Consider the following 23,927-nt stretch of genomic DNA (forward strand, 5'->3'; position numbering starts at 1 on the left):
CAACCTGCAAGGGGTTTTCACCAGGGAAATTACTCGTTTTCCTGCAGGGTACTCATAAACGCGGGAATCAGCTGTTTTTTTCTGGAAACAACCCCCCTCAGCTCATAGACATCCGCGTCTCCCTCAAGCTCAAAGGCTTCCCGCACCAGATAAGAGCTTCCTTTGCCGCAGCACAGAAGGCGGGTACTTTCTTCCAGAATATTCGTCAGCATATAAAATACCATGTTCATACCGCTCTTTCCGCACTGACTCTCCATAAATGGCTGCAGGCGCTGCTCCAGTTCCTCCAGTTCCTGTTCATCAAAGGAACTGATTTGTCCGACACCAAAGCTTTCTTCTCCGGCAATGAATTTTTTAAAGTCCTGAAAAAAGACTTCCTCCGTGGATTTATCCGCCAGATTGCTCCCCGCGTGAAACATTTCCCGGGCAAAAGGCTCAATTTCAATTCCCGCCTTTGCCGCCAAAGATATGGCCGCCTGCCGATCTGTTTCTGTGCAGGTCGGGGAGCGGAACATCAGTGTATCCGAAATAATCGACGCGCAGAGAATCCCCGCGATGGTTTCTTCAATCTCCAGATTTCTCTCCTGATAGATCTGATACAAAATGGTGGCCGTACACCCCACCGGCTGGTTGCGGAAAAAGATCGGCTCAATGGTTTCCAGGGAGCCTAATCTATGATGGTCAATAATTTCCAGCACCTGAGCGTCTTCGATGTTATCCACCGCCTGGCTCTTTTCATTGTGATCCACGAGAATCAGCTGCTTTTTCTTGATTCCCAGGAAATTACGCCTGGAAATCGTTCCCTCATAAAGGCCGTTTTTGTTCAGCACCGGAAAGGCCCTGTGTCTGGTGTTCGCCATTACTTCCTTGATGCTTTCCGTGTAATCTTCTGTTTTAAAGGTAATCAGATTTTCCTTTTTCATGATGTGGCTGAGAGGAATACTCTGATTGATCAGCCGCGCCACCGTAAAGGTGTCGTAAGGCGCGCTGATGATCACGCATCCGTTGCGCTCGGCAATAGTACGGATACTGGGACCTACTCTCGCGTTGACACAGATAATCATACATCCCGCGCCCTGTTCGGCCGCCCGCAGATGGTCTTCGTAACGATCTCCCAAGAGGATGAGATCCCCCGGTTCCAGATAGGTTTCCATTTTATCCGGATGGGCCGCTCCGATGATTACTTTGCCCTTGCAGAAGATTCCATTCTCATCTCCTACGATTACTTTTCCGCCTACCGTATCGGCGATACTGCGGAAACGGGTCTTGGCCCTTGATAAAAACATGCTGTCGTGAACGTCCATATAGGATTTGGCAATATCGCCTGTAGTTACGATTCCTTCCAGATGCCCGTCTTCGGTTGTAACCGGAAGGGTAACAGCTTCCGTTTCCTTCATAATCCGCCAGGCGTTCCGAATGGAAATTTCCCGGCTCACTCCGGGCGTTCTTCTGATTTCCATTTCCTTCACTTGGGTGCCTACATTCGAAAGGTATACCGGAGGCTCTACCTGAAAACGCTTCAGGACATATTCGGTTTCTTCATTGAGCTGCCCGGCTCTGGCCGCTATGTAGGTCCGTTCCTCGGTTCTATTTTTAATATCCGCGTAAGCGATTGCGGACGCGATGGAATCGGTATCCGGATTCTTGTGTCCGACAATATATACGGGTTGCTGGTTCATTCATGCTCCTCCTTGCTCTTTTTAACTGTTAATTTCCAGCAGCTTTTGCTTCAGATCATTTTCCATTTTCTGCAGAGAGCTTTCCGCGGCTTCGCGCTTCTGTCTGCCTTCTTCCTGAATCTGCATCACTTCATCAATGGTAGAAAGCAAGAGTTCATTAGTATGTTCCAGAGTCTCCACATCGACAACACCCCGCTCCATCTGCTTTGCCGTTTCCACAGTGGCGGTCTTTAAGGTCTCCGCGTTCTTTCGCAGCAGTTCGTTGGTCATGTCCGTTACCGCTTTCTGCGCCTGCGCCGCTTTATTGGAATGCTCAATACCGAGAGCGATCACCATCTGGCTCTTCCAAAGAGGTACGGTGTTTACCAGCATGGACTGAATCTTCTCAGACATCTGAACATCGTTATTCTGGATCAGGCGAATCTGTGGAGCCGTCTGCATGGCGATGGTTCTGGTAAGTTCCAAATCGTAAATCTTTTTCTCAAATCGCGCGATAAGAGAAGCGTAATCATTGGCCGCGTTCAGATCCTCACTGGATTTTGTGGCCTTTGCCCGGGACATCATGGTCGGAAGCTCCGCGTCTTTGGCGTATTCCAGCCTGCGTTTTCCCGCTATGATATACATGGTCAGCTGCTTGAAATATTCCTGATTGATCTCGTACATCTTATCCAGCATGGCAGCGTCTTTCATCAGGCGGATCTGATGTTCCTCCAGTACCTTGCAGATACTCTCGATATTGGTTTCCGCTTTTTCATATCTGGTTTTCATAGCAGCCAACTTGTTGGCGTTCTTTTTGAAAAAGCCGAAAATCCCCTTCGGCTCTTCTTTTACATCAAAGCTTTTCAGTTCGCCGATTACCCGCGTCAACGTTTCTCCGACTTCTCCGAAGTCCTTGGTTTTCACATTTTCCAATGCCTGCTCCGAAAAATCCGCGATCTGCTTTTGCGTCCCCGACGCGTACTGCAGCACCGTCTGGCTGTCATACAGATCGATTTTTTTCGCGAACTCCTCCACCTGCTGCTTTTCCGTGTCGCTGAGGGGGTATTTGGCGTATTCTTGTTCCGCGGTCAGCGTCTGCGTTGTCTGCGGCGCTGCCGCCGGCTGCTCCGGTTCCGGCGTCGGTGTATTTCCTATGTTAAAATCTGTGCTAAAATCACTCATCTCTTTTTCCCTCCGTTCCATTCGTCGTTTGTCAGTCCTTCCTGGGCAAACAGGCTCTTTAGTACCGCGATGTCGCTGGAAACGTCCATCGCCACCTCCGCGTACATACTGTCGTACAGCTTTTCGTAAGCTTCATTGATTGTATCCAGCGTCTGCGCGATTTCCCGTTTTGCCGCTTTCATGTTTTCTCCCTGTACAAGCTGCTCGTCCATCTCCCGGTAGGCATTTACCAGCTTTTCCGTCGTCGGCATATAATAGCTCGTAAACCGTCTCAGCTGATCGGCCTGTTCCGGGTTTTCTCTCACATACTCGAATATTTTCTTTACAATGCGTTCCATCCGGTACAACTTCTCTGAAATTTCTTTGTTGTAAATCGCGTCATTCGCCTCCCGAATGGTCTGTATATAGGATTCTCCTTCACGAATAATCTGCTCCAGTCGACTGTCCGGCTCCCGCGCCGCGCTGTCCGCTTCCGCGCTTTCCCGCATCCCCGCGTCACTGCTGCGGGCGGCGCTGTCTCTTGCCTGAAGATACTGTTGGTACATTTCTTCTGTTCCGATAAAGCATGTTCTGTGGTCATCCAGATGCCCCTCCGGGAAAAATCCTTTATCGATCATCTTCTGAAGATCCTTTGCCGTAAAGCGCAGGCTTTTTCCGGTTTTTTTCGCCAGTTTCTGAAGCTCGCAGAATTTACTTCCCTTGAGAACCGATAAATAGGCGTAAAACCGGCGAGTCAGACCGCGTTTTTTTCCGCCCGAAACCGCAAGAAACGCTCCCGCAAGAAATGGAATCACCATGCCCCCTGCCACAGCTCCCAGCACAGCGGAGGGGATCGTTCCCACCGATGTCATGGTCACGCTCAGGATTCCCAGAGTCACCACCGCAATCCCGAAAATCCCCATCATCAGACAGCCTGTGATGAGCATGACAAGGCTCCCAGCCTTCCCCGGGATTTTTGAAATAACCGGAACTCCGGCTGCTGAAGGCCGGATCGTATCTGCCGCTTTTTCACTGTGCCTTCCGGGCCGCCCGCGGACCCCATCGTCCTCGGATCCGGTTTCAGTTCCGTCGAATTCTTCCCCATGGTACAATTTCCCATCCAACCCGCCGAACCCGCCGTTCGCCCACGGATCTCCGAAAGCCTGATCGACTTTATTCCGGATGTCCCTGTTAAGCTGGTCAAAATTCATATGGTAAATGGCGTCGTTGACACGCCTTCCGATATCGTTTCCCAAATCTGTAAAATCTTTTAAATCCATCTACCCGCTTCCCTCTTTTTCTGTCTTTTTGTAAAGTATATCATTTTTTAACGATCAGGACAATAAAAGAGCCCTCCCTTTTCAGAAGAATTTCTGATAAAAGGAGGGCTTTCGCTGTTGCTTAAATTCTGTTTCTCCGGCGCCGGTTCCGCTGTTGTACCGGCCTAGCGGATTTCCAGAAGCTTCGGATTCGGCTCTTTTGTTCCGTCTTCATGGTAAACATAAAATCCGACTCCCACTTTCCTTCCCAGGAATCCGGAATCCACCATACGCTTGAGGGAAATCGCGGGTCTGTACTTGGAGTCACCGATCTCTTCATGGAGCACTTCCATTACCGCAAGTTCGACATCTATCCCGATCATATCCATCAGTTCCAACGGGCCCATTGGATGATTCAGACCCATTTTCATACCCATATCGATCTCTTCGATGCTCCCGATTTTCCGTTCTACCAGGAAGCACGCTTCATTGAGCATCGGAATCAGCATACGGTTCACGATAAAACCGGGTTCATCCTGCGCCAGAATGCAGGTCTTTCCCATATATTCTCCCAGATCGCTGGCGATTTTAATTGCCCGTTCTCCGGTCTGGTATCCTCTTACAATTTCCATCAGCGGAATTCTCGGAACCGGACTGAAAAAGTGCATTCCTATAAAACGTTCCGGGTTTTGAAACACGCTGCCGAGAGATGTAATGGAAATCGACGAAGTATTGCTGGCGATCACCGCCTCTTCTTTCGCGTATTTTTCAATTTCCTTCATGATGCTGACCTTGATATCTTTATTTTCGGCAACCGCTTCGATCACGACATCCGCGTCCTTGCAGGCGGAAATCTCGGATACGTACTCAATCCTGTCGAGAACGGCATCTTTTTCTTCCGCTTTCAGTCTGCCCTTGGCAACCTGCTTCTCCAGGTTTTTGGCAATGCTCTTGCGGCTTCTTTCTCTCTGCTGTTCAGAAATATCATAAGCGACTGCTTCCAGTCCTTTCGCGGCTACATTCTCCACAATACCGGAACCCATAAATCCGGCACCGATTACAAATACTTTCTTTACGTCCATACTCCTCTGCCTTTCCGCTTTATCAAGCTGTTTTTCTATACGTTTCTTTTTCACAATGAATATTTTACTTTATTGGCAAGGTTTTTGCAATACGTTTTTAAATATGCAAAAAATTCTAATATAGACAGTCTTTTTCTATATTTATAAGAGAAATTGTCGTATTTATGCGTTCTTTGTCCTTTTCATTCCAGTAATTCCATTTTCTTTTCTTGAAACTATTTTGCTTTATTTTCTTATTAATTTGTCTTTTTTGTTTATTTTTTAACAATTATTCCCGCCTTTTTTCAAACCGCCTGCCCCTTAGGGTATTGCGTCCACTGCCTCTATTTTATGTGAATCGCTCCTTTCCATCTGCATTCTCCTTTTGTTTCCCGTATTTATGTGTATAATAGGAAGTAGAATAATTGTGTTTCTGGTTAAAATTCTAACAGATCCGCAAAGAGAGACCGATATTGCTGAGAAATTAAAAGAAAGACAGAAGGAGAATCAACATGACAATTACTGCAAGTGAGGAAAAAAGAGTAAAAGCTCTGGGCTTTCTCAGAAACAAGGGTACGGATTGCTTTTCCGCCCGTGTTATTACTGTAAACGGAAAAATCACCGCGGATCAGAGTATCTGTATCGCGGAAGCCGCAAAGCGTTATGGAAATGGAATCGTGACCATGACAACCCGGCTCACGATAGAGTGTCAGGGAGTTCCTTATGATAAAATCGAGGACTTTCGCCGCTATATCGCCAAAGCCGGCCTGACAACCGGCGGCACCGGAGCGAAGGTTCGTCCTGTGGTAAGCTGCAAAGGAACGACCTGCCAGTACGGCCGAATTGATACGTTTGACGTGTCCGAGGAAATCCATAAACGATTTTTTGAAGGTTATCAGGATGTAAAACTTCCCCATAAATTCAAAATCGCGGTGGGTGGATGTCCTAATAACTGCGTTAAACCGAACCTCAATGATGTGGGAATTATCGGCCAGTACACGCCGGTTCTCGATGAAGCCCTCTGCAAAGGATGTAAAAAATGCAGCATCGAAACCGCCTGTCCTCTTCATATCCCGACTGTGATCGACGGACTTGCCCGTATTAATCCGGATCGGTGTACCAGCTGCGGACGTTGTGTCGGCAAATGTCCTTTCAAAGCGGTGGAAACGGGTATCAGCGGCTACAAGATTTACATTGGCGGAAGATGGGGGAAACAAATCGCCATCGGAAAGCCTCTGTCAAAGAAGTTCACCGAACGAAAGGAGGCTCTTGCCATTATCGAAAAGGCGATCCTCCTATTCAAAGAACAAGGTCAGCCTGGAGAACGTTTTGCCCAGACCGTTGAACGCCTGGGATTTGAGAATGTAGAAAAACAGCTTCTTTCTGACGATCTGCTGGATCGAAAAGACGCCATTCTGAACGGTTGAAAATCCGCTCCGTGAAAAAGGGACTGTCTCGCTGCGCTTCCCCTGATATTCCTGTCAGGCAGCGCCGCGAACAGCCCCTTTCTTTTTTCCATCCAAACACGCAGACTCCCGGTCTGTCGTTTCCCTACCTGGCTTCCGCGAACTCAATCGCTTCTTTTCCAGAAAGATGCTCGATTTCCAGGCAAAAGATACAGACCGCGCTCAGCTTGTCCTCGATCTCTTTTTCCGCGCCTTCCAGGAACTCTGCCGAATACTTTTCTGCTAAAATCCGGAGCGCCCTGCGCTTTTCATCCGGTTCCTCTATAAACGTTACTTTACCGAAGGCAATCACGCTGCGAAAATAAGTCGTATATTCTTCCGGAACAATCTGATCGGTCTCAATCACGGTAAAGGACACTTTATCATGCCGTTTCATCGCGTCCACTTTATGGCCGACCGGCATACAGTGAAAATACAACCGATTCCCTTCCAACCTATAGCTCATCGGAACGCCGTAGGGATACGCTTCATCTCCCAGCACGCACAGCACGCCGGAAGTTGCCTTATTAAGGATGCCGCGGCTTTCTGCCTCTGATAGAATCTGTTTTTTGTTTCTCCTTACTTCTCTGAACATCAAAGCTCTCCTTTCCTTTTCATTCGCAGGCAGACTCCGCTCCGTCCGCGGAACGGATCTGTTACTGATATTATAAACACCCGGCAATAAAAGCGCAATTTAAAATAAAAGAAGAATCCGTTCCGGCTGCAGAACAAACTCTTCCAACAGCTGCCGGACATAGGGTTTTCACATTTCCTCCCTGTATCATAAGTTTCGGTTGATAAAGATTACCCGGAAAGCTTTCATTCAATTTACCCTTCTATAAAAGACGATCCAAAGCAGCTGATCGGTTCAAAATCAGCGCGTGCTCCGCTTCTGCCAACGTGCGGAGAGCCTTTTCTTCCGAGTACCCGGCATCTTTTCCAGTTTCCATCTTCCCACTTCTGGTTTCCGTCCTAAACCAGATGAATCTTCAAGGTTTGGGACGAAACTTTCCCGTTTACCGGCTCTCCAATCCGACAAGCCGTCTGGATCCTCCTGTGCCTTCGGTTCTCAATCCCTCCAGCCCACCAAATTCGTACGAAATCCTTGTTTTTCATCCTGTTTCGGACAGAAACAAAAAAAACTCCAAAAGCATCATTGCTCCGGAGGCTTTCCTATATTGCCCTGGTTCACATCATTTTTGTTCGACGATTCCTTCAATTACTCTCGTCCCTTCTTCTTTTGACAAGTATCCCACTACTGAAAAATCCTGAATATCGGCAATCCACTCTGTGGTGTCCGTTTCCCAAATATAGATTGCCCGCTCTCTTTTCAGCTTTCGGAAATGATCCCGGATTTTATTGGTGGTAATCACTTTGACCCATCGTTTGAATGCTTCCGGATGTTTTAATGTATTCCTTTTCCGGATGACCACTTCCATGACTGTCTGCGCGATTTCCTCCGCAATCTCAACCTCTTTTACTTTTGCCAATGCGTATTGATAGATTTGTCCATAAAGTAAGATCGCTTTTTCTTCTAACCAGTCTTTCTTTTGATTCACCATGGGGATTCCTGTTCTTTTGCATATTCTATATAGTCTTCTATAATATTAAGACGAAGAAAGGTGCGTGATCGGTTCAAAAAAATAAAAACTTTTCTAAGTTTTTCAGTCTTGATTTTTTGTGGCGTCCGATGAAAAAAGGCCCACATACTCGAAAGTATGGAGCCTTAACTGATTATTCATCATAATTGGCAAATAATTTTTAATTTGTTCATAAGACAATTTTATACCGGATTTCCGTTTTCGTCAATCCGCTTTAATACCTTCGCCGGCACGCCGCCTACAATGGTGTTCGGAGGCACGTCTTTTGTTACGACCGCGCCGGCCGCGACGATGGAATTCTCACCAATGGTGACCCCCGGGACAACCGTCGCGTTAGCGCCAATCCAAACCCGGTCTTCGATATGAATCGGAGCCGGATGCATGGTTGCCCTGTTATACGGCGCGAAATCATGGTTCAAAGTCGCCAGTACAACATTATGCCCAATCAGAACATGATCACCGATGCGGATACCTCCCTGATCCTGAAAACGGCAGCCTGTATTAATAAATACATTTTTTCCTACGGTAATATTTTTTCCGCAGTCCGTATAAAACGGCGGGAACATACCGAAAGACGCGTCCACCGGTTTACCGATCAGTTCGGAAAACAACTGCCGTATTTCCTCCGCGGTATGGTAGCTGCCATTCAGCTCCGCGGTAATTTTCATAGCTTCATGACTCATCTCTGTCATAAACGCGTGCATTTCCGAGCCTCCCCGCACGCTTTCTCCCCGATTTAAACGCGCGAGATATTCCTGTAAATTCATTTTCATCCTCCCCTGAATCAGTTTTCTCTTCTCATCTTAATATAGGTTCAGATAAATAGCAAATACCTATAAAAAATATCAATATATGCTTTACAGGCATAGTTTTTCCGTGCTATAGTGATCCACAGGTAGCTGTTTGCCGACACAGGCAAAATTCATTCTGAACATACAGGGAGGACAACCGTTATGGAAATCCGGGTTCTGCGCTATTTTCTCGCTGTCGCCAGAGAAGAAACCATCTCCGGCGCGGCGGAGGCTCTGCACGTTACACAGCCGACTCTTTCCCGCCAGCTGATGGATCTGGAGAAAGAGCTCGGCAAAAAGCTCCTGATCCGCGGGAACCGAAAAATCACACTGACGGAAGAAGGGGTCTTTTTCCGAAAACGAGCCCAGGAGATCATTGAGCTCGTCGATAAAACCGCAAACGACTTTCATGCTGACGATGACTTTATCAGCGGCTCCGTCCATATCGGCGGCGGTGAAACAGACGCCATGCGTCTCATTGCCGGCGCGGTAAAAAAAATGGAGGGGAAATACCCTCATATTCAGTACCATATTTTCAGTGGAAACGGAGATGAGGTTAAAGAAAAACTGGACATGGGGCTTTTGGATTTCGGCGTGCTCATTGAGCCCGCGGATATCCAAAAGTATGATTATCTGAAGCTTCCCCGCCAGGATACCTGGGGACTTTTAATGCGAAAGGACAGCCCTCTTGCTGAGCGCCGTCTCATACATCCAGAGGATCTCGCCAGTCTGCCTCTCCTGTGCTCCCGCCAGACGCTTGTAGAGAATACCATGGCCGGCTGGCTGGGTTTCGACTATGAAAAGCTGAATATCCGCGCGACTTACAATTTAATTTACAACGCGGCACTCATGGTAGAGGAGGGCGTAGGATACGCTTTGGCTCTGGACAAACTTGTCAACACCACCGGAGACAGTCCGCTCTGCTTCCGCCCCCTTTCCCCGCCTCTGAAAGCGAATCTGAATCTCGTTTGGAAAAAATATCAGGTATTTTCAAAGGCAGCGGAAAAGTTTCTGCAGCAGGTTCAGGAAGAGATCCGGCTCTGCCTGCGCAATCCGGATAAGAATATACTTTGAATCGGGAGGTGTCTCTTTTGAAATCAACCAGTGAAACATCAATTCTGGAAAGCTATTTACAGGATGAATCCCGTAAAACCGGCACATCCACCCGCATCTTTTTTCCGGAAAACGAATCGGATGTCTGCGCTGTCTTTCGGAAAAATCCCCACACCCCTGTGACACTCCAAGGCGCAAGAACCGGCCTGACCGCCGGCTGTGTCCCGGAAGGCGGCCTTACCGTCAACCTGGAACGCATGAATCAAATTCTGGATTTTCAGCCCTCTGAAAACGGTGGCAGCATTACGGTTCAGCCCGGAATTCTTTTGCAGACCCTGCGCCAGTATCTCCAGCGGCATCCGCATCCCCTCCCCCTCTTTTTTCCGCCGGATCCCACGGAATCCACCGCTTCTCTGGGGGGAATGATTTCCTGCAATTCTTCGGGAGCGCGCAGCTTTCGCTATGGGGCGGTACGCGATTATGTGCTCGCCCTGGATCTCATTCTTCCGGACGGAGACAAGCTTCATCTGGTACGCGGAAAAAAACATGCGTCCGGTCTGCAATTTCAATTTAAAACCCGCGGCGGACGCCTGATCAGCGGAGCCCTTCCCGCTCTTTCTATGCCAAAGGTAAAAAAACACACCGCCGGCTATTTTATCAAGCCGAACATGGATCTGATCGATCTCTTTATCGGCGCGGAAGGAACCCTTGGGGTTATCACGTCGGCGCGCCTCCGACTGCTGCCACGGAAAAAACTTCGCTGGGGAGCGGTTCTGTTTCTTCCGAAAGAGGATTGCGCCCTTTCCCTTGTTAAAACGCTGCGAAACAAAACGGATGACTCCGCTTTTCCTCTGGAGGCTTTAGAATTCTTTGGAAGTGATACTCTGAATCTCCTCCGCCACGATCAGCGCCGCGGTCTTGTCCTGCGGGAATCCGAATTAATCCGCGAGGATGCGGACTGCGCGGTCTATGTGGAATTTACAGCAGACGACCGCGCATTGCTCATGGATGCCTTTTCCACGGTCTGCCGGGAGCTCTCCGCGGCAGGCGGCGATCCGGCACGCTCCTGGGCCGCGATTAATGCCTCCCATATCGAAAAACTGCGGGAGTTTCGCCACGCCGCGCCGGAATGTGTCAACAGGAAGATCCGCGAAATTAAAAAATCGGTTCCCCAGATTACGAAACTTGGAACCGATATGTCTGTCCCGGACTCACGTCTGGAAGACGTTTTCTCCCTGTACCGGGAAGGGATTCAGGTGGGCGGATTTGAGTCCGCTGTCTTCGGACACATTGGCAATAACCATGTACATGTCAATCTGATTCCCCATGATATGGCTCAATACAGCCGCGGCAAAACGCTGTTTGAGACCTGGGCCAAAGCGATCGTCCAAATGGGCGGCACAGTTTCGGCAGAGCACGGCGTCGGCAAGCTGAAAGCCGGCCTTCTGAAAACGCTTTATTCGGAGGAACAACTTCGCGCTATGAAACAAGTAAAACAATGTTTAGATCCGGAGATGCTCCTGAATCAGGGAAATATTTTCGGGAAATAGGGAATCGAAAACCAAAACTCCCGTCCTTCTGAAAATACACATTCAGAAGGACGGGAGCACTTCAAGCTATCTCTTTATTTTTCCAGTTCTTTTGCTCTTACTGTAAATTCCATATACCTTTGAACTTTTTACTGCCCTTACTCTTACATAGTAACGTTTTTTGGCTTTAAGTCTTTTTAAAGTTACTTTATTTCCTTTTACGACTTTTGTCTTGGTTTTCTTTTTCGCGAACTTTTTGCTGGTCGAATACTGAACCTGATACTTCTTTACACCTTTTATTTTTCCCCATTTCACCTGGAGCTTTCTTCCCTTTTTTCGTATGGTTTTCAATTTCTTAGGCGAATTAACCAAGTCCTTTTTACTTAATAGGAACTTCGAGTTATGTGTTAATTTTAGTTCACTCCATGTACTGTCCCCATCTTGATATCCCAACACTTTCGTTGACTCCAGTTTCAAATTGTTGTCATCATAGTAGTAAAGCTTCTGGCCAGTTCCCAGAACATAATTAGTCTTTACTCTTACCGTCATGCTTCCCGGAAGAATGCCGTTCGATGCAAAGTCTAAAGATACAATATTATCCTTTGTCCCATATGAGGTCCCAAGCTCCCGCTTTACCTTCACATTTAAGTCCACATCCTTGGTTTTCTTTTTAATGTCTCGCCCATTAATCATCCACTGAATCCCGTCATCAGAAAAGACGATTGTTTTATTCTGCCCTCTAATGGCATCAAACCATGCTTTTTTCGCGGTATGATTGTATTTGTCGAAATTAATCATCGCACATGTCCCGGTCGGCATGGACTTTAATCTGGAAAGAATCGTGCTGTTTGTAATATATGTCTGAAAAGCAACATCAAACTCATTTTTTACAGTTACTGAATTCCGCCCATTGTTGATGTTCACATTTTGGATATCATTTTCATCGCCTAGATTAGTTTCAAAATATTGTCGTTGATTTCCTGCCTGATCTGCAACATCTATCTGTCTTAGAAAATATTCTCCCTCTGGAGCTGTTGATGGTATTCGCACATTTACTGTATATCGTCCGGTAAATTTAGGATTTTTAGACCAATTCCCCTCACTCCCATTATTCCAGATACCAACATTAGAATACATATAATTTAGGTTTTCCCTGTTATGAAAATAAAAACTTACCCCAACTGCACCCGTATCTTCTTCTTTCAAGTCAAAACTAACTTTCAGTACATCCGGCTTTGTTACAGACTGCGCAAACGTAACATTATTAATTGTTGGAGCCACATTATCGTATCCCTTTTTCTCCGCAGTAGCGGCATATCCGCTCACTGGCACAAAAATAGTGCCTATACACATTATGAGCGCAGTCAGAATCACAATTCTTCTTTTTCCTTTCATCCGTTTCCCTCCGTAAATTCAATTAGTATGATATTTAAAGTTTATCACATATGTGAATTTATAGCAAAAAATTTCATATCATTTCTTCACATTTTTCACTTATTCATTACATTTATATAAAACTTTCTCACTTGCGCTCTACTTCCTACCAGTAGTTTTTATCTACTTCTTTGTCACTACGCTTTTTCTCGCCGACCATCCGGAGTAAACGTTCTTTGTCTTTCCGTTCACCTTTACGGTGTTGTATACACGAACCCGCACATAATAACGTTTTTTTCCTTTAAGTCCGCGGATCGTTTTTGCGGTGGACCCTTTTTTCCGGACTGTAACTTTTTTCGCGTTTTTGAACTTGCGGTTTCCCGCGTACTGGATTTCATAGCCCTTTGTATTGACTTTTCTCTTTTTCCATTTTACGCGAAATCCCTTCTTTTTGGCAGTCAGGCCGCGGACTGTGGTCTTTGCCGGTTTCTTTCCGTAAACGGCAAGACCGGTCTGATCGGACAACTTATATTTTTTAAATCCGGAGATGCTCGACGCCGGTTTTACATGTTCTTTATAGATTTTCTTATAAGCGCCGCGGCTGTCCGAAGACGTATTTTTCCGATAATCATAGACATAGTAATACCCGGCCATGTGATCGATATAGTAGGTCAGGCTCAACTTATTTCCGGAAACCCGGTAAATGCTCCATTCATCCGTTCCGGAACCGCCTGCTCCGTGCCAGTGCCCGTGAACAATCAGTTCTTTTTTACCTTTGTGTATTCGATCCAGCGCCTCATACCCCAGAGATTTCAAGCCATTCTTATAAGTCAGCACAACGGTAAGCCCCATACCTCTTGAATTGAGAAACAGCTCCGGCGTTCCGTTCTTATCCAGATCATAAAGATAATAGCGATCGAACCGGTAGCCTTCACCAAAGTACTGTTTCAGATAGCTGGTATCCTGATAGCGTTCTACCTTCCTCCAATCCGCGAGAATGCCCTTATATGCACTCCTCCAGTTTTGCTTGGAAGCTGCCTGCGCCTGTCTTGCGTTCAGCGGGCTCAGCAGCCCTGCCATAAAAACTGCGCATAAAATGAAGGCAACTGCCCTCACACCATGTTTTCTCTTTTTACTGCATTCCATTCTTTCCTTCCTCTCTTTCTATGATAATTTTTCCTTCCCAATCCATTTCTTTGTCCACAGAAAAAGCGTTTCCGACATTTCCCCGAACTCTATCGCCCCGCCCTGCTTCAAATGGGCAAACGTGCGGAGGATACGCCTCTCCTCTTCACCGGCGGCTTCCATCAGCTCTTCCCGCTTTCTGACATACCGCCCGGTCTGCAGATAAACAACCGCCTGGATGACAAAAGACGCGGATTTGTACAGGCCCCGCAGCATCGCTTCATCCTTTTCATAGAGCATATTATGAACACAGGCATGATAAATACCGCAGACTCCCGTTTGAACCGCTCGATTTGCCGCCTCCGGATCAATTCGGCAAAGCAGTTGTTCCAAGCTGCCTTTGATCGGCTGGGTATCATAATAAAACTGGAACAGATCGGCGGCATCCCAACTGAGCAGCTCTTCTTTTCCCGCGAGGAAACCGCAGAGGAAAGGTCTTTCGGCAAACCGTTCCAGCATGCGGCTGTATGCCTGTATATCCGCAGGGGAAAGCTCGTCCAGAATCACCACCAAATCGATATCGCTGTCCTCTGTCGCTTCTCCCCGTCCATAGCTGCCCTGAAGCCCGAAAAACCAGATCCGTCCGCCAAAGGTTTCCTCCAACGCGGCCAGGAACTGCTCTGTCCATTTTTTTATCTCAATCATAACATATACTCCTTTTAACTATACTGCAGCAGAATAGCAAAAGCTGGAATTGTAAAGATGCACAGCAGTGAGGACAGAAGCACGCCCTTTGCCGCGAAATTCACATCCGCCCGATACTGCTCTGAGAAAATGACACTGCACATTGCCACCGGCATCGCTGCCTGCAAGATCAAAACCGAAGCGATAAGAGAACCGGTTCCGATAAACATCTTCACTAAAAGCAGCGCGATCAACGGCGAAATCATCAGCTTCAGGAAACAAACCAGGTACACAGACTTGCTCGCAAACAACTCTTTCAGCTTCATATCCGCCAGATGAGATCCGACGATGAGCATGGCCATAGGACTGGTCATAGCGCCTACAGACTCGATCGGGCTTCCGATAAGATCCGGAAGATCGATCCTGCAAACAAACAAAATCAGTCCAATCATCACACCGAAAAAGCATGGATTTAAAATTCCCTTCAGAATCTCTCCGATTTTCCTCTTTTCTCCACCTGCGGCAGAACTCTGAATCAAAGAAATTCCGATGGTAAACATGAATACATCGTAGGACGCGTCGCAGAGAGCTCCGTAAAAAACGGCTTCTGAACCGAAAATTCCGTTTAGTACCGGAAGTCCGATAAAGCCGGTATTCCCAAATACCATCATAAACGAAAGGATCCCGACCTGTGAAAGCGGCAGCCGGATAAAACGCGTGAGAATCCTGGAAAGAAGCATGGACACAAGGACTACGCCCATGAAAATCAGCACTACATATTTGCAGTTATTCAGCACTTCCATGGAGAACTCTCTCTGCATGGCGTTAATTACCAGACAAGGATATGTAATATAAGTAATAATAGACGACAGTCCTTCGGTATATTGTTTTGTTAAAATTCCTTTCTTTTTCAGGATATATCCGGGGAAAATAATGATAAAGGTTTTGATTAAGGCTGAAATCAGTTCCAGAATTCCCATAAAACAGGTTCCTTTCCAAAGCAGATACGGTTCCGGTCTCTGCCGGAATTTCCATACCTATTATAATCTACACTGTCCGATTCAGCAATGAAGTTTTCCTTTTTTCACGGAGGGTCTCTATTCTTTTTTTGCAAAATGATCTATACTGTCTGTAAAGGAGACACAGCCCATTATGACAGAAAGAGAAGCCTTAAAAATTCTAGAGCTTTCTCCCGATGCCGGGGAGAGGGAAATCAAAACAAAATACCGCCAGCTGATCCGGCAGGTACATCCGGACATTCACGGCTCTTCCGAGGAACGCTATACCCGCCATGCTCAGCGAATCAACCATGCTTATGCCGTATTGAAAAAAAGGTTTGCCGGAAATGCCGATACACCACAGGCCCGCGGAAAAACTTCCTCCCAATCCCCCGCGAAAAAAGAAACCGGCGCCTGGAGCGCGCCAATTAATTCCCATGCCTATACGGAGCGCGAAATCCTCCATTACGCGGAAGACTCCAATGGATCGGCGCTGGGCTCCTTTCCGATTGCCCACGGAAAGTATCTGTGGAAAACAGATGAGGATTTTCCGTTATTCCTGCTCAGCGTTTACCAGTGCGGCAAAGAACTGCTGGATGAAATCGACCTGGAGTTCCGCAGAAAAGAACCTCCCACGAATCGCCGGCAGATTCACGGTGAACTGACTTATCTTTTGGCGCAGCAATTTATAGACGGCACCGCGTTGCTGAAAGAATTTGCGAGATCCGAAACTCCGGATTCCCAGGGCAATCCGATTTTTTACATGCCCGCCATGTTGGAGTTTTCAGGCAGCCCCACCTGCCTGAAACCGGGAGAACAGCTTTCTCCCGCCGGAGTCAAAAATCATCGACTATATCTGAAAAACCAAGCGGGACGGGTACTGGGATACCTTTCCTTTCCTGATGATCGCCTGTATTACATTGCCATTCCCCTCTTCGAGCATAAGATGGCGCTGGTCAAAATCCAGGCCTCAGAAAAGCAGCCCCAAAAGAAAAAGCGAACTGCCGCAAGATACCAGAATCTTCATCTCTGGATCAAGCGAACAGATCGCGATATTCATAGTGTCGTAGAATCCTTAAATCTGCGGATCGAACGGGTATTAAAGCAATATCAGCAAGGCAGCGTCTCTCCCATCCGGCCGCTTTAAGCAGCGGTTGCTTTTTCTGCCTGTCCCGCCCATTCCCAGACTAGGACTCTTCTTCCTCTTGCTGCGTTCTTTCAATTTTCACACTGATCTTATCAATTCGATGCCTGTCCATTTTTACAATCGTAAAGGTTACTTTCGTATTTTTGTGTTCCACAGACATCTGATCGCCCTCACTTGGAATCCTTCCAAAAACATTCAGCATCAGTCCCGCGGCAGTCTCACATTCCTCAATTTTTTCGGGCTCAAATCCGATCAATTCCACTGTTTCCGAAACCGGAAGGGAACCATCTATGAGAAAACAATCATAACTGAGAGCAACCACTTCCGACTCTTCGTTCTGAATATATTCATCATCATCATTTCCCAAAATCTGCGACATCACGTCCGACGATGTCACAATACCGGCTGTGCCGCCATATTCATCCACCACCAGCATGAATTTTGTTTCCTTGTCCTGCATAATCTGTAAAAGGCGATCCACGGAGAGAGACTCCGATACCGCTGTAATTTCCCTTATAGACAGTTTTTCGTAATTGGTCCCGCTGATGGTTTCATCATTCCAGTAGAGATCTTTTATATGAATAAATCCTTCGATATGATCTTTATCTTCTCTGCACACCGGATACCTGGTATATTTACAGCGTTTGATCATCTCCAGATTTTCCTCATACGGAACGGTTAAATCAAAACACTCCATATCGGTCCTCGGAGTCATAATCGAATAGACCTCTTTGTCATACAGCTCAAAAATATTATCAACCAGCTCATTTTGCTTAGGATCAATCAGCCCGCTCTGCGTGCTTTCATCAATGAGAATCTGAATTTCTTCACCTGTGTACACTTCATGCTCATTAGCGATATCGTGCCCCAGGAGCTTCATCACTCCGTTTGTAATGGAGTTAAACAGCCACATAATCGGGGCGGTCAGCCGATAAAACCAGACGAGAAGCGGAGCGGTCATACGCGCGTAACGATCCGTGGAAAAGATCGCCAGTGATTTGGGGATCAATTCCCCCACTACAATATGCAGAGCTGTGATTAACGCGAATCCGATCGCGACTGCAATGGCGGAAATTACTGATTTGGGAAGGTTTAAGAGACCCAGGGCCGGATGAATCAATTCCGAGACAGCCGGTTCCCCGAGCCATCCTAAAGCCAAAGACGCCAATGTGATACCCAACTGACACGCGGAAAGATACGCGTTTACATTATTCGCTACCCGAAGGGCCGCTTTTGCCCCGCTTCTGCCCTCTTCTTCCGCAATTTGAAGTTGCGACTTGCGGACCCTTACAAGCGCGAACTCTGCCACTACGAAAAACGCGTTCATAAATAAAAAGAAAACGACTAAAATCAAACTTAGCCCAACAGGCACAAAAAATCCCCCTTTTCCTGAAAAACGATAATCGAGAATATTCTAATTGTAAGTATAGCAACCCTGGCAAAAAAAGTCAATACAGGGCTGAAAGGGAGGTATGGAAGGTCCCACTCCGTCTTTTGTAAAGATTTTTCCGTAATCCGGCAGCGAAAGTATGATATAATAGAAATATACGGACAGTGAAAACGAGAATAAAAGGAGACGAAGCGATGAAGCCATTGAATAAATACTTTGATCACACAAATCTCAAACCGGATGCTCCTCACACGGATATTTTGCGCCTATGCGAAGAAGCGAAAAAGTACGATTTCTATGGTGTGTGTGTCCACAGCTGCTACGTTCCTCTGGCCGCGAAAGAACTAGCGGGAACAGGAATTAAAGTCGTTACTGTAGCAGGATTCCCTCTTGGCATGAACTCTTCCCAGACAAAAAAGTACGAAGCCGAATGGGCCTGTGAAAATGGCGCCCAGGAAATCGATATGGTGATCAACATCGGTGCTTTAAAAGAAGGCCTCTATGATTATGTCCGACAAGAGATTTTGGAAGTGGTAAAAACCACCGGCAGGCACAAGGGAATTGTGAAAACCATACTGGAAACCTGCGAGCTTAAAGATGAGGAAATCGTAAAAGCCTGTCATCTGGCCATCGAAGCAGGCGCCGCTTATATCAAAACCTCCACCGGATTTGGAAAGGCAGGCGCAACTCCCCACGCAGTCTCTCTGATAAAAGAAACGGTAGGAGACAAAGCGCAGATAAAAGCTTCCGGAGGAATACGAGATATTCTCACCGCCAGAGAGATGTTGCGTCTCGGCGCAAGCCGCATCGGATGCAGCGCCTCCGCCGCGATCATGGAATCTTTAAAATAATCGGTTGATAAAACAGGCTGCGTTTATCCTGGTCCTTGCAGAATGAGCGAGCCTGTTCTTTTTTTATAATGTCTCCCATATAAGAATATTGTTTTCAAAACGAAACCTCAGCTTTCCCCTTTCCTGCAGGCAGGTCAGATAGCATCGAAGTGTCGAGCCAATCAAAACATACTGAGACATGCGCGGCGCAATTCTATAGTGGGTAAAAATCTCCCGCAGAATCAAATCAAAATTTTTCCCCCCTCTGCAGATTTCAAGAATTACGTCCATGTTATTTTTAATATTGTTCTGATTTCCATCCGCCAGAGGACGTATATCGGTCTCAGCCTTGCCATGTGTGGGAATAAAAAGGTTCCCTTCCAGGGTCTTCAAAAGCGCCAGAGTATTCAGATAGCCTTCCACATCTACCAGATACCCGAACTGATATTTCTCCAGAGACTTCCAATTGAGAACGCTGTCCCCAATAAACCACACATCGTCAGAGGTTTTAATCCCAATCATGCCAAAACTATGCCCCGGAAGATGGATCATATCCAATCCCTGGGGGAGTTCAAAATTTTCAATATCCCGAAATCCCAGCGGTCCGGGATGCGCGAAAATCCGACGCAGTTCTTCGCAAGGATATCCTCCAAACATATAGGACGCTTCGAGAATCTTATGATTCGCGAACGCGTTGTCCACATTAGTGGCATAAGCCGGACATTTCCACTTATCCATCAGATAAGCATTCCCTCCCAAATGATCAATGTGCGTATGGGTATTAATAATAAACTTTAGGCTCCATCCCTTTTCCTCCAGAATTTCCTGAATAGCTGCCGCCGCTTTTTCCCCGTCCCCCGTGTCAATAAGGCACACTTCTTTATCGTTAAGGCAATAAAGCCCCATAATATTGCGATTGTTAATATAATAAGTTTTCTCACCGGCCTGTATCAATTCAAACATTCTCTTGTAACCCTCCCTTTCCACGCTCCATTTTAACACGTTCCCGCAAGAAAGTGAATCTCCTTTTTCCGAATTGCCCTGCTTCCTAGCCTTCTTTACAATCCGTTAATTCTGCGGTAAACTGAACAAAAAGAAAGGTTGGTGCTTTATGAGAAAGGTTTTAATTTTCGTTATTGACGGCTGTGCTCCGGAGTATCTAACAGAAAAGACTGCGCCAGATATTTTTCGGCTGGCGAAGCAGGACGGAGGTTTTGTCAAAACAGTTCAGGCCGCAGTTCCGACTGTGACCAATGTCAATCATGCCTGTATTCTTTCCGGCGCTTTTCCCGAGGATACACATGTAATCGGAAATTACTATTACAATCGGCAAACCGGGGAACAGGGCTTTATTGAATCTCACGGTTTTATGAAAGCACCTACAATTTTACAGCGCTATCAGGCCGCCGGAGGAAAAACGGCCCTGCTTACTGTAAAAGGAAAAGTACTGGAGGTATTCGGAGAAGGCGTTCATCTCGGGCTCAGCGTGCAGAATCCAGATCCTTCCCTTCTGGAAAAACTGGAACTGGCTCCCCCTCCGCAGGTTCAAAGCCCGGACAGCAGCAGGTGGATTTTTCACGCCGCTTACCAATGCATAAAAAAAGAAAGTCCGGATCTGGTCTACTGTACCACCAACGACTTCGTTATGCACCACTATGGACCTGACGCGCCTCAAGCCAAGGAGCAAATTTGTACACTGAATCATTATGTACAAAAAATCCATAATCTGGATCCGGATCGGGAGATCTACATTACCGCGGATCATGGAATGAATCAAAAAACAACAATCATCAATCTGCAGAATATCTTTGACGAGGCATGCCTCCCTGTAGTCTGCGTCCCACCGTTAAAGGACCGCTATATCGAAAACCATATTTACCAAGAAGGCGGCGCTTTGTATCTGTACCTTTCAAACAGAAAGAAGGAAGGTTCGGTTCTAAAGCTGCTGGCCGATCTGCCCGTGGTTGAGCGGACACTTTCCTCCGAAGAAGCCGCGCGGCTCTATCGCCTGCCAGAAGGTGAAATTGGTGATTATATGGTTTTCGCCGCAAAAGACTGTGCTTTCGGAGAAGTGGAGGGACGCCAGCTTCATACAAATCAGGTCAGGACCCACGGTTCTCTTTATGAACGTACCGTCCCCCTTGTCGCTATCAACAGCGCCGCGCCTGCCGGTCAGTATTTTTATAGCCGGGATATTGTACGTCATTTGTTATAACAGCATACAAACGCAAATAAATCCTTTTTTCAAACAAACTAATTTTTATATGTTCGCAAATTAATCTTCATTTGCCCTTTGACACTGCGCAAAACAAGCAATATAATAGAATTGTAAGAAAACTTAGAGCAGACAAAAAAAGAAAAGAGGGATATTATGAGTACTGCTACCAAAAACACAATCATCAATGCGATCAAAGCCATTAAGCATGAGTTGGAAACTTGCGCGGAACTGATCGATGAATGTGTTCAGCAGGGAACAATTCGTTAATATGATTTTGATGAAAAAGAAAGTAACTCTTTTCCGGCAGTAGGCTCTGCCGGTTTTTGTTTGCTATTATTCTAAAGTTCCCTTGATTATCCCAGTTTTTTGATTTCCCTCTGCAGTCGGCCTATGATCTTTTTTTCCAGCCGAGAAATATATGACTGGGAAATTCCCATTTCATCGGCAACCTCTTTCTGCGTCATCTCTTTTCCTCCCTTTAGTCCAAAACGCATCTCCATAATTTCTTTTTCTCTGTTTGAAAGTTTGTTCATAGCATAGGCCAGCAAGCTTTTATTCACTTCTTCCTCAATATGGGTATACACTTCATCCGTATCCGTCCCCAGAATATCGGAAAGCAGCAGTTCATTTCCGTCCCAGTCCACATTTAAAGGCTCATCTAGCGAAACATCGCTTTTCGTCTTGCTATTGCGCCTCAGATACATCAAAATTTCGTTTTCAATACAGCGAGAAGCATACGTCGCTAATTTAATTTTTTTATCCATTTTGAAGGTATTAACCGCCTTAATCAGCCCAATGGTTCCGATAGAAATCAGATCTTCCACATTCACCCCGGCATTTTCAAATTTTTTCGCTATGTATACTACCAGTCGAAGATTATGCTCAATCAGCATTGCTCTCGCTTCCTCGCTTCCTTCCATGAACGCGATCAGCGCCTTATGCTCTTCTTCGGAATCAAGCGGCGGCGGCAGAACGTCGCTCCCTCCGATATAATGTATATCAGAGGATTCCTCTGCTCCCAAAAGTCTGCGGATTCGCCTTCTGACCAGTTCCCATGCCGTCATTCTTTTCCATGTGTCAATTTGCATATTCCAGTGCCCCTTCCTCTATAATCTGCTGCTGCAACAGGACCTCATAGGATTCCTGACCGTTCCAGCGCTTAAAGTCCTCTTTGCTGATTGCCAGTACGATTTTTTCAATCGTTTTTCCTTCCACGATCACCCGATCGGGCCTTACCCCCTGCAGGATTCCTTTCTCCCCCACCGTACTGTAGGGAATCACGCAGATCCGTGTTTTCAGGGATTCTTCCCCCGCTCCCGCTACCTCCTCCATCAACTTTTTCCCACAGGACGCGGACAGCACAGCCGCGGGTTTTCCGGAAACCGGATCCCTCAGGAAGTTTCCTGTATCGACAAAAGCCCTCATTTCCCATTTTTTCCCGGAAATTTCCACCTCCATACTGGTAAAAACCTTTTCTTTCTGCAACTTTCCACGAATAAAGTCAGCCAGCCAGTTTCCCAGAACCCATGTAACGAAAACACCTGCCGCCACCTGCATCCAAGTTGCCTGATGCAGATAAACACTGCCGTTAGCAGCAAGCCCCGGCGCTCCGGTCACATACATCAGCCCTACCGTGACGCCTCCCATAAGAAAGCTGACTATATAAAAAACGGCGACCGTCTTTAAATACTGAATTCTTCCGCCATAGCCAAAAGCCGCCAAAATTACCATAAGAGAAAAGGCCAACTTTCCCGCTAGCGCCGCCGGCCAGACCATCGGCACAAAAAGCACAAAGGAATAGGATCCGCACATCAGCCCCCCTAAAACCATACCGGATCTGCTCCGTTTTCGCCCGCAAAGCTTCCCGGTCAGATACAAAATCACCATGCCTGTTATGAAGTTTTCCAGAAACAGAAGCTCGCCGTAAACGGTCAAAGAAAAAACCTCCTTTTGGACTCTTTCTTTCGATTATAGTCCTAAAGGAGGTCATTTTTTGTCAAAATGAACTGTCGAAGTTTTTCTTTATTTGTTTACCGCGTTTTTCGCAGTTTCGCAAAGCTGGGCGAAAGCCGGAGCGTCATGAATCGCCATCTCGGAAAGCATCTTTCTGTTGATTTCAATTCCGGATTTCTTCAGTCCATCCATCAGTCTGCTGTAAGAAATTCCGTTCATTCTCGCGCCTGCGTTGATTCTCGCGATCCACAGTTTTCTGTATTCTCTTTTCTTGTTCTTTCTTCCTACATACGCAGAACGCAGCGCTCTCATGACAGCCGGGTTCGCGGCTCTGAACACCTTGCTCTTCTGTCCATAATAACCTTTTGCCAGCTTTAAGATTTTTTTATGTCTCTTATGTGCGTTTACACCTTTTTTTACTCTTGCCATTTTCCTACCTCCTGAATTACTTGCTCAAAACAGATTTAATTCTCTTGTGATCCGCGCCTGTTAAAGTTGTCGCTTTTCTCAGACCTCTTTTTCTTTTCGGGCTCTTTTTTGTAAGAATATGGCTCTTATAGGCCTTGTTTCTCTTCACTTTACCGGAACCGGTTAATTTGAATCTCTTGCTTGCGCCTCTGTGAGACTTCATCTTGTTTTTTGCCATGGTG

General features: G+C 46.6%; 23 protein-coding genes. 6 read left to right on the top strand and 17 right to left on the bottom strand.

Features of this window, described 5'->3' with window-relative positions:
- Positions 1-29: 29 nt before the first annotated feature.
- The 4 genes from H9L42_RS13065 to H9L42_RS13080 all read right to left on the bottom strand — a co-directional run bounded on the left by H9L42_RS13065 (position 30) and on the right by H9L42_RS13080 (position 5,160).
- A complete protein-coding gene (locus tag H9L42_RS13065; protein ID WP_187303851.1) occupies positions 30-1,679 on the bottom strand; it encodes a putative manganese-dependent inorganic diphosphatase in 1,650 nt (549 codons plus the stop codon).
- Between the two features lie 21 nt (positions 1,680-1,700).
- Entirely contained in the window at positions 1,701-2,840 is a 1,140-nt protein-coding gene (locus H9L42_RS13070; protein WP_187303852.1) for a toxic anion resistance protein, read from the bottom strand.
- Positions 2,837-4,099, bottom strand: coding sequence for a 5-bromo-4-chloroindolyl phosphate hydrolysis family protein (locus H9L42_RS13075; RefSeq protein WP_187303853.1), 1,263 nt, complete (start codon positions 4,097-4,099; stop codon positions 2,837-2,839). The genes H9L42_RS13070 and H9L42_RS13075 overlap by 4 nt, the downstream gene beginning before the upstream one ends.
- A gap of 164 nt (positions 4,100-4,263) precedes the next feature.
- Positions 4,264-5,160: a 3-hydroxyacyl-CoA dehydrogenase family protein gene (locus H9L42_RS13080; RefSeq protein WP_187303854.1), complete on the bottom strand. Its 897-nt coding sequence runs from the start codon at positions 5,158-5,160 to the stop codon at positions 4,264-4,266.
- A 491-nt stretch (positions 5,161-5,651) separates the two neighbouring features.
- Between H9L42_RS13080 and H9L42_RS13085 the strand changes: the two genes are divergently transcribed.
- Complete coding sequence (locus H9L42_RS13085) at positions 5,652-6,566, top strand: 4Fe-4S dicluster domain-containing protein (RefSeq protein ID WP_187303855.1); 915 nt, start codon at positions 5,652-5,654, stop codon at positions 6,564-6,566.
- A gap of 124 nt (positions 6,567-6,690) precedes the next feature.
- Here the strand turns inward: H9L42_RS13085 and H9L42_RS13090 are convergent, their stop codons facing one another.
- From H9L42_RS13090 to H9L42_RS13100, 3 genes are all read right to left on the bottom strand, one after another.
- On the bottom strand, positions 6,691-7,179 hold the full coding sequence (locus H9L42_RS13090) for a pyridoxamine 5'-phosphate oxidase family protein (protein ID WP_187303856.1): 489 nt from the start codon (positions 7,177-7,179) through the stop codon (positions 6,691-6,693).
- Between the two features lie 598 nt (positions 7,180-7,777).
- The gene (locus tag H9L42_RS13095) at positions 7,778-8,146 is read right to left on the bottom strand and encodes an RNA polymerase sigma factor (protein ID WP_187303857.1); all 369 of its coding nucleotides are present in this window, start codon (positions 8,144-8,146) and stop codon (positions 7,778-7,780) included.
- Between the two features lie 221 nt (positions 8,147-8,367).
- Entirely contained in the window at positions 8,368-8,952 is a 585-nt protein-coding gene (locus tag H9L42_RS13100; protein WP_187303858.1) for a sugar O-acetyltransferase, read from the bottom strand.
- A gap of 186 nt (positions 8,953-9,138) precedes the next feature.
- Here H9L42_RS13100 and H9L42_RS13105 point away from each other — a divergent pair, with 186 nt between their 5' ends.
- Positions 9,139-10,050 carry a LysR family transcriptional regulator gene (locus H9L42_RS13105; RefSeq protein WP_187303859.1) on the top strand — a complete coding sequence of 304 codons (912 nt, stop codon included), beginning with the start codon at positions 9,139-9,141 and terminating at the stop codon, positions 10,048-10,050.
- A 17-nt stretch (positions 10,051-10,067) separates the two neighbouring features.
- Positions 10,068-11,579: an FAD-binding oxidoreductase gene (locus H9L42_RS13110; RefSeq protein WP_187303860.1), complete on the top strand. Its 1,512-nt coding sequence runs from the start codon at positions 10,068-10,070 to the stop codon at positions 11,577-11,579.
- Positions 11,580-11,645: 66 nt separating this feature from the next.
- Here H9L42_RS13110 and H9L42_RS13115 read toward each other — a convergent pair whose 3' ends face one another.
- The 4 genes from H9L42_RS13115 to H9L42_RS13130 form a co-directional block, all read right to left on the bottom strand.
- Positions 11,646-12,953: a fibronectin type III domain-containing protein gene (locus H9L42_RS13115; RefSeq protein ID WP_187303861.1), complete on the bottom strand. Its 1,308-nt coding sequence runs from the start codon at positions 12,951-12,953 to the stop codon at positions 11,646-11,648.
- Positions 12,954-13,115: 162 nt separating this feature from the next.
- Positions 13,116-14,078: a fibronectin type III domain-containing protein gene (locus tag H9L42_RS13120; protein ID WP_187303862.1), complete on the bottom strand. Its 963-nt coding sequence runs from the start codon at positions 14,076-14,078 to the stop codon at positions 13,116-13,118.
- An 18-nt stretch (positions 14,079-14,096) separates the two neighbouring features.
- Complete coding sequence (locus tag H9L42_RS13125) at positions 14,097-14,762, bottom strand: nucleotidyltransferase domain-containing protein (protein WP_187303863.1); 666 nt, start codon at positions 14,760-14,762, stop codon at positions 14,097-14,099.
- A 14-nt stretch (positions 14,763-14,776) separates the two neighbouring features.
- Positions 14,777-15,721: an AEC family transporter gene (locus H9L42_RS13130; RefSeq protein ID WP_187303864.1), complete on the bottom strand. Its 945-nt coding sequence runs from the start codon at positions 15,719-15,721 to the stop codon at positions 14,777-14,779.
- A 172-nt stretch (positions 15,722-15,893) separates the two neighbouring features.
- On the opposite strand from H9L42_RS13130, the gene H9L42_RS13135 reads away from it, so the two are divergent.
- On the top strand, positions 15,894-16,886 hold the full coding sequence (locus tag H9L42_RS13135; protein ID WP_187303865.1) for a J domain-containing protein: 993 nt from the start codon (positions 15,894-15,896) through the stop codon (positions 16,884-16,886).
- A gap of 40 nt (positions 16,887-16,926) precedes the next feature.
- Here H9L42_RS13135 and H9L42_RS13140 read toward each other — a convergent pair whose 3' ends face one another.
- Positions 16,927-18,258, bottom strand: coding sequence for a CNNM domain-containing protein (locus tag H9L42_RS13140; RefSeq protein WP_187303866.1), 1,332 nt, complete (start codon positions 18,256-18,258; stop codon positions 16,927-16,929).
- Positions 18,259-18,470: 212 nt separating this feature from the next.
- Between H9L42_RS13140 and deoC the strand changes: the two genes are divergently transcribed.
- Entirely contained in the window at positions 18,471-19,127 is a 657-nt protein-coding gene (deoC, locus tag H9L42_RS13145; protein WP_187303867.1) for a deoxyribose-phosphate aldolase, read from the top strand.
- Between the two features lie 63 nt (positions 19,128-19,190).
- Here the strand turns inward: deoC and H9L42_RS13150 are convergent, their stop codons facing one another.
- Positions 19,191-20,069 (bottom strand): MBL fold metallo-hydrolase, encoded by an 879-nt coding sequence (locus H9L42_RS13150; protein WP_187303868.1) that lies wholly within the window; start codon positions 20,067-20,069, stop codon positions 19,191-19,193.
- Positions 20,070-20,217: 148 nt separating this feature from the next.
- Between H9L42_RS13150 and H9L42_RS13155 the strand changes: the two genes are divergently transcribed.
- Positions 20,218-21,321, top strand: a complete 1,104-nt coding sequence (locus H9L42_RS13155; protein ID WP_187303869.1) for an alkaline phosphatase family protein — start codon at positions 20,218-20,220, stop codon at positions 21,319-21,321.
- Between the two features lie 356 nt (positions 21,322-21,677).
- Here the strand turns inward: H9L42_RS13155 and sigE are convergent, their stop codons facing one another.
- The 4 genes from sigE to rpmI all read right to left on the bottom strand — a co-directional run bounded on the left by sigE (position 21,678) and on the right by rpmI (position 23,923).
- Positions 21,678-22,412 carry an RNA polymerase sporulation sigma factor SigE gene (gene sigE, locus H9L42_RS13160; RefSeq protein ID WP_187303870.1) on the bottom strand — a complete coding sequence of 245 codons (735 nt, stop codon included), beginning with the start codon at positions 22,410-22,412 and terminating at the stop codon, positions 21,678-21,680.
- Positions 22,402-23,259, bottom strand: coding sequence for a sigma-E processing peptidase SpoIIGA (locus tag H9L42_RS13165; RefSeq protein WP_187303871.1), 858 nt, complete (start codon positions 23,257-23,259; stop codon positions 22,402-22,404). Before H9L42_RS13165 ends, sigE begins: the two co-directional genes overlap by 11 nt.
- A gap of 87 nt (positions 23,260-23,346) precedes the next feature.
- Complete coding sequence (gene rplT / locus H9L42_RS13170) at positions 23,347-23,706, bottom strand: 50S ribosomal protein L20 (RefSeq protein ID WP_187303872.1); 360 nt, start codon at positions 23,704-23,706, stop codon at positions 23,347-23,349.
- A 16-nt stretch (positions 23,707-23,722) separates the two neighbouring features.
- A complete protein-coding gene (rpmI, locus tag H9L42_RS13175; RefSeq protein ID WP_187303873.1) occupies positions 23,723-23,923 on the bottom strand; it encodes a 50S ribosomal protein L35 in 201 nt (66 codons plus the stop codon).
- Between the last annotated feature and the right edge of the window lie 4 nt (positions 23,924-23,927).

Source organism: Zhenpiania hominis, from assembly GCF_014333425.1.
GTDB lineage: Bacteria > Bacillota > Clostridia > Peptostreptococcales > Anaerovoracaceae > Hominibacterium > Hominibacterium hominis.

Bases quoted from the DNA above. Each gene is read 5' to 3' on its own strand.
- H9L42_RS13115 (WP_187303861.1), bottom strand. From the start codon at position 12,953: ATGAAAGGAAAAAGAAGAATTGTGATTCTGACTGCGCTCATAATGTGT.
- H9L42_RS13090 (WP_187303856.1), bottom strand. From the start codon at position 7,179: ATGTTCAGAGAAGTAAGGAGAAACAAAAAACAGATTCTATCAGAGGCA.
- H9L42_RS13105 (WP_187303859.1), top strand. From the start codon at position 9,139: ATGGAAATCCGGGTTCTGCGCTATTTTCTCGCTGTCGCCAGAGAAGAA.
- rplT (WP_187303872.1), bottom strand. From the start codon at position 23,706: ATGGCAAGAGTAAAAAAAGGTGTAAACGCACATAAGAGACATAAAAAA.
- H9L42_RS13135 (WP_187303865.1), top strand. From the start codon at position 15,894: ATGACAGAAAGAGAAGCCTTAAAAATTCTAGAGCTTTCTCCCGATGCC.
- deoC (WP_187303867.1), top strand. From the start codon at position 18,471: ATGAAGCCATTGAATAAATACTTTGATCACACAAATCTCAAACCGGAT.
- H9L42_RS13065 (WP_187303851.1), bottom strand. From the start codon at position 1,679: ATGAACCAGCAACCCGTATATATTGTCGGACACAAGAATCCGGATACC.
- H9L42_RS13080 (WP_187303854.1), bottom strand. From the start codon at position 5,160: ATGGACGTAAAGAAAGTATTTGTAATCGGTGCCGGATTTATGGGTTCC.
- H9L42_RS13155 (WP_187303869.1), top strand. From the start codon at position 20,218: ATGAGAAAGGTTTTAATTTTCGTTATTGACGGCTGTGCTCCGGAGTAT.
- H9L42_RS13100 (WP_187303858.1), bottom strand. From the start codon at position 8,952: ATGAATTTACAGGAATATCTCGCGCGTTTAAATCGGGGAGAAAGCGTG.
- H9L42_RS13150 (WP_187303868.1), bottom strand. From the start codon at position 20,069: ATGTTTGAATTGATACAGGCCGGTGAGAAAACTTATTATATTAACAAT.
- H9L42_RS13125 (WP_187303863.1), bottom strand. From the start codon at position 14,762: ATGATTGAGATAAAAAAATGGACAGAGCAGTTCCTGGCCGCGTTGGAG.
- rpmI (WP_187303873.1), bottom strand. From the start codon at position 23,923: ATGGCAAAAAACAAGATGAAGTCTCACAGAGGCGCAAGCAAGAGATTC.
- sigE (WP_187303870.1), bottom strand. From the start codon at position 22,412: ATGCAAATTGACACATGGAAAAGAATGACGGCATGGGAACTGGTCAGA.
- H9L42_RS13070 (WP_187303852.1), bottom strand. From the start codon at position 2,840: ATGAGTGATTTTAGCACAGATTTTAACATAGGAAATACACCGACGCCG.
- H9L42_RS13120 (WP_187303862.1), bottom strand. From the start codon at position 14,078: ATGGAATGCAGTAAAAAGAGAAAACATGGTGTGAGGGCAGTTGCCTTC.
- H9L42_RS13130 (WP_187303864.1), bottom strand. From the start codon at position 15,721: ATGGGAATTCTGGAACTGATTTCAGCCTTAATCAAAACCTTTATCATT.
- H9L42_RS13095 (WP_187303857.1), bottom strand. From the start codon at position 8,146: ATGGTGAATCAAAAGAAAGACTGGTTAGAAGAAAAAGCGATCTTACTT.
- H9L42_RS13075 (WP_187303853.1), bottom strand. From the start codon at position 4,099: ATGGATTTAAAAGATTTTACAGATTTGGGAAACGATATCGGAAGGCGT.
- H9L42_RS13085 (WP_187303855.1), top strand. From the start codon at position 5,652: ATGACAATTACTGCAAGTGAGGAAAAAAGAGTAAAAGCTCTGGGCTTT.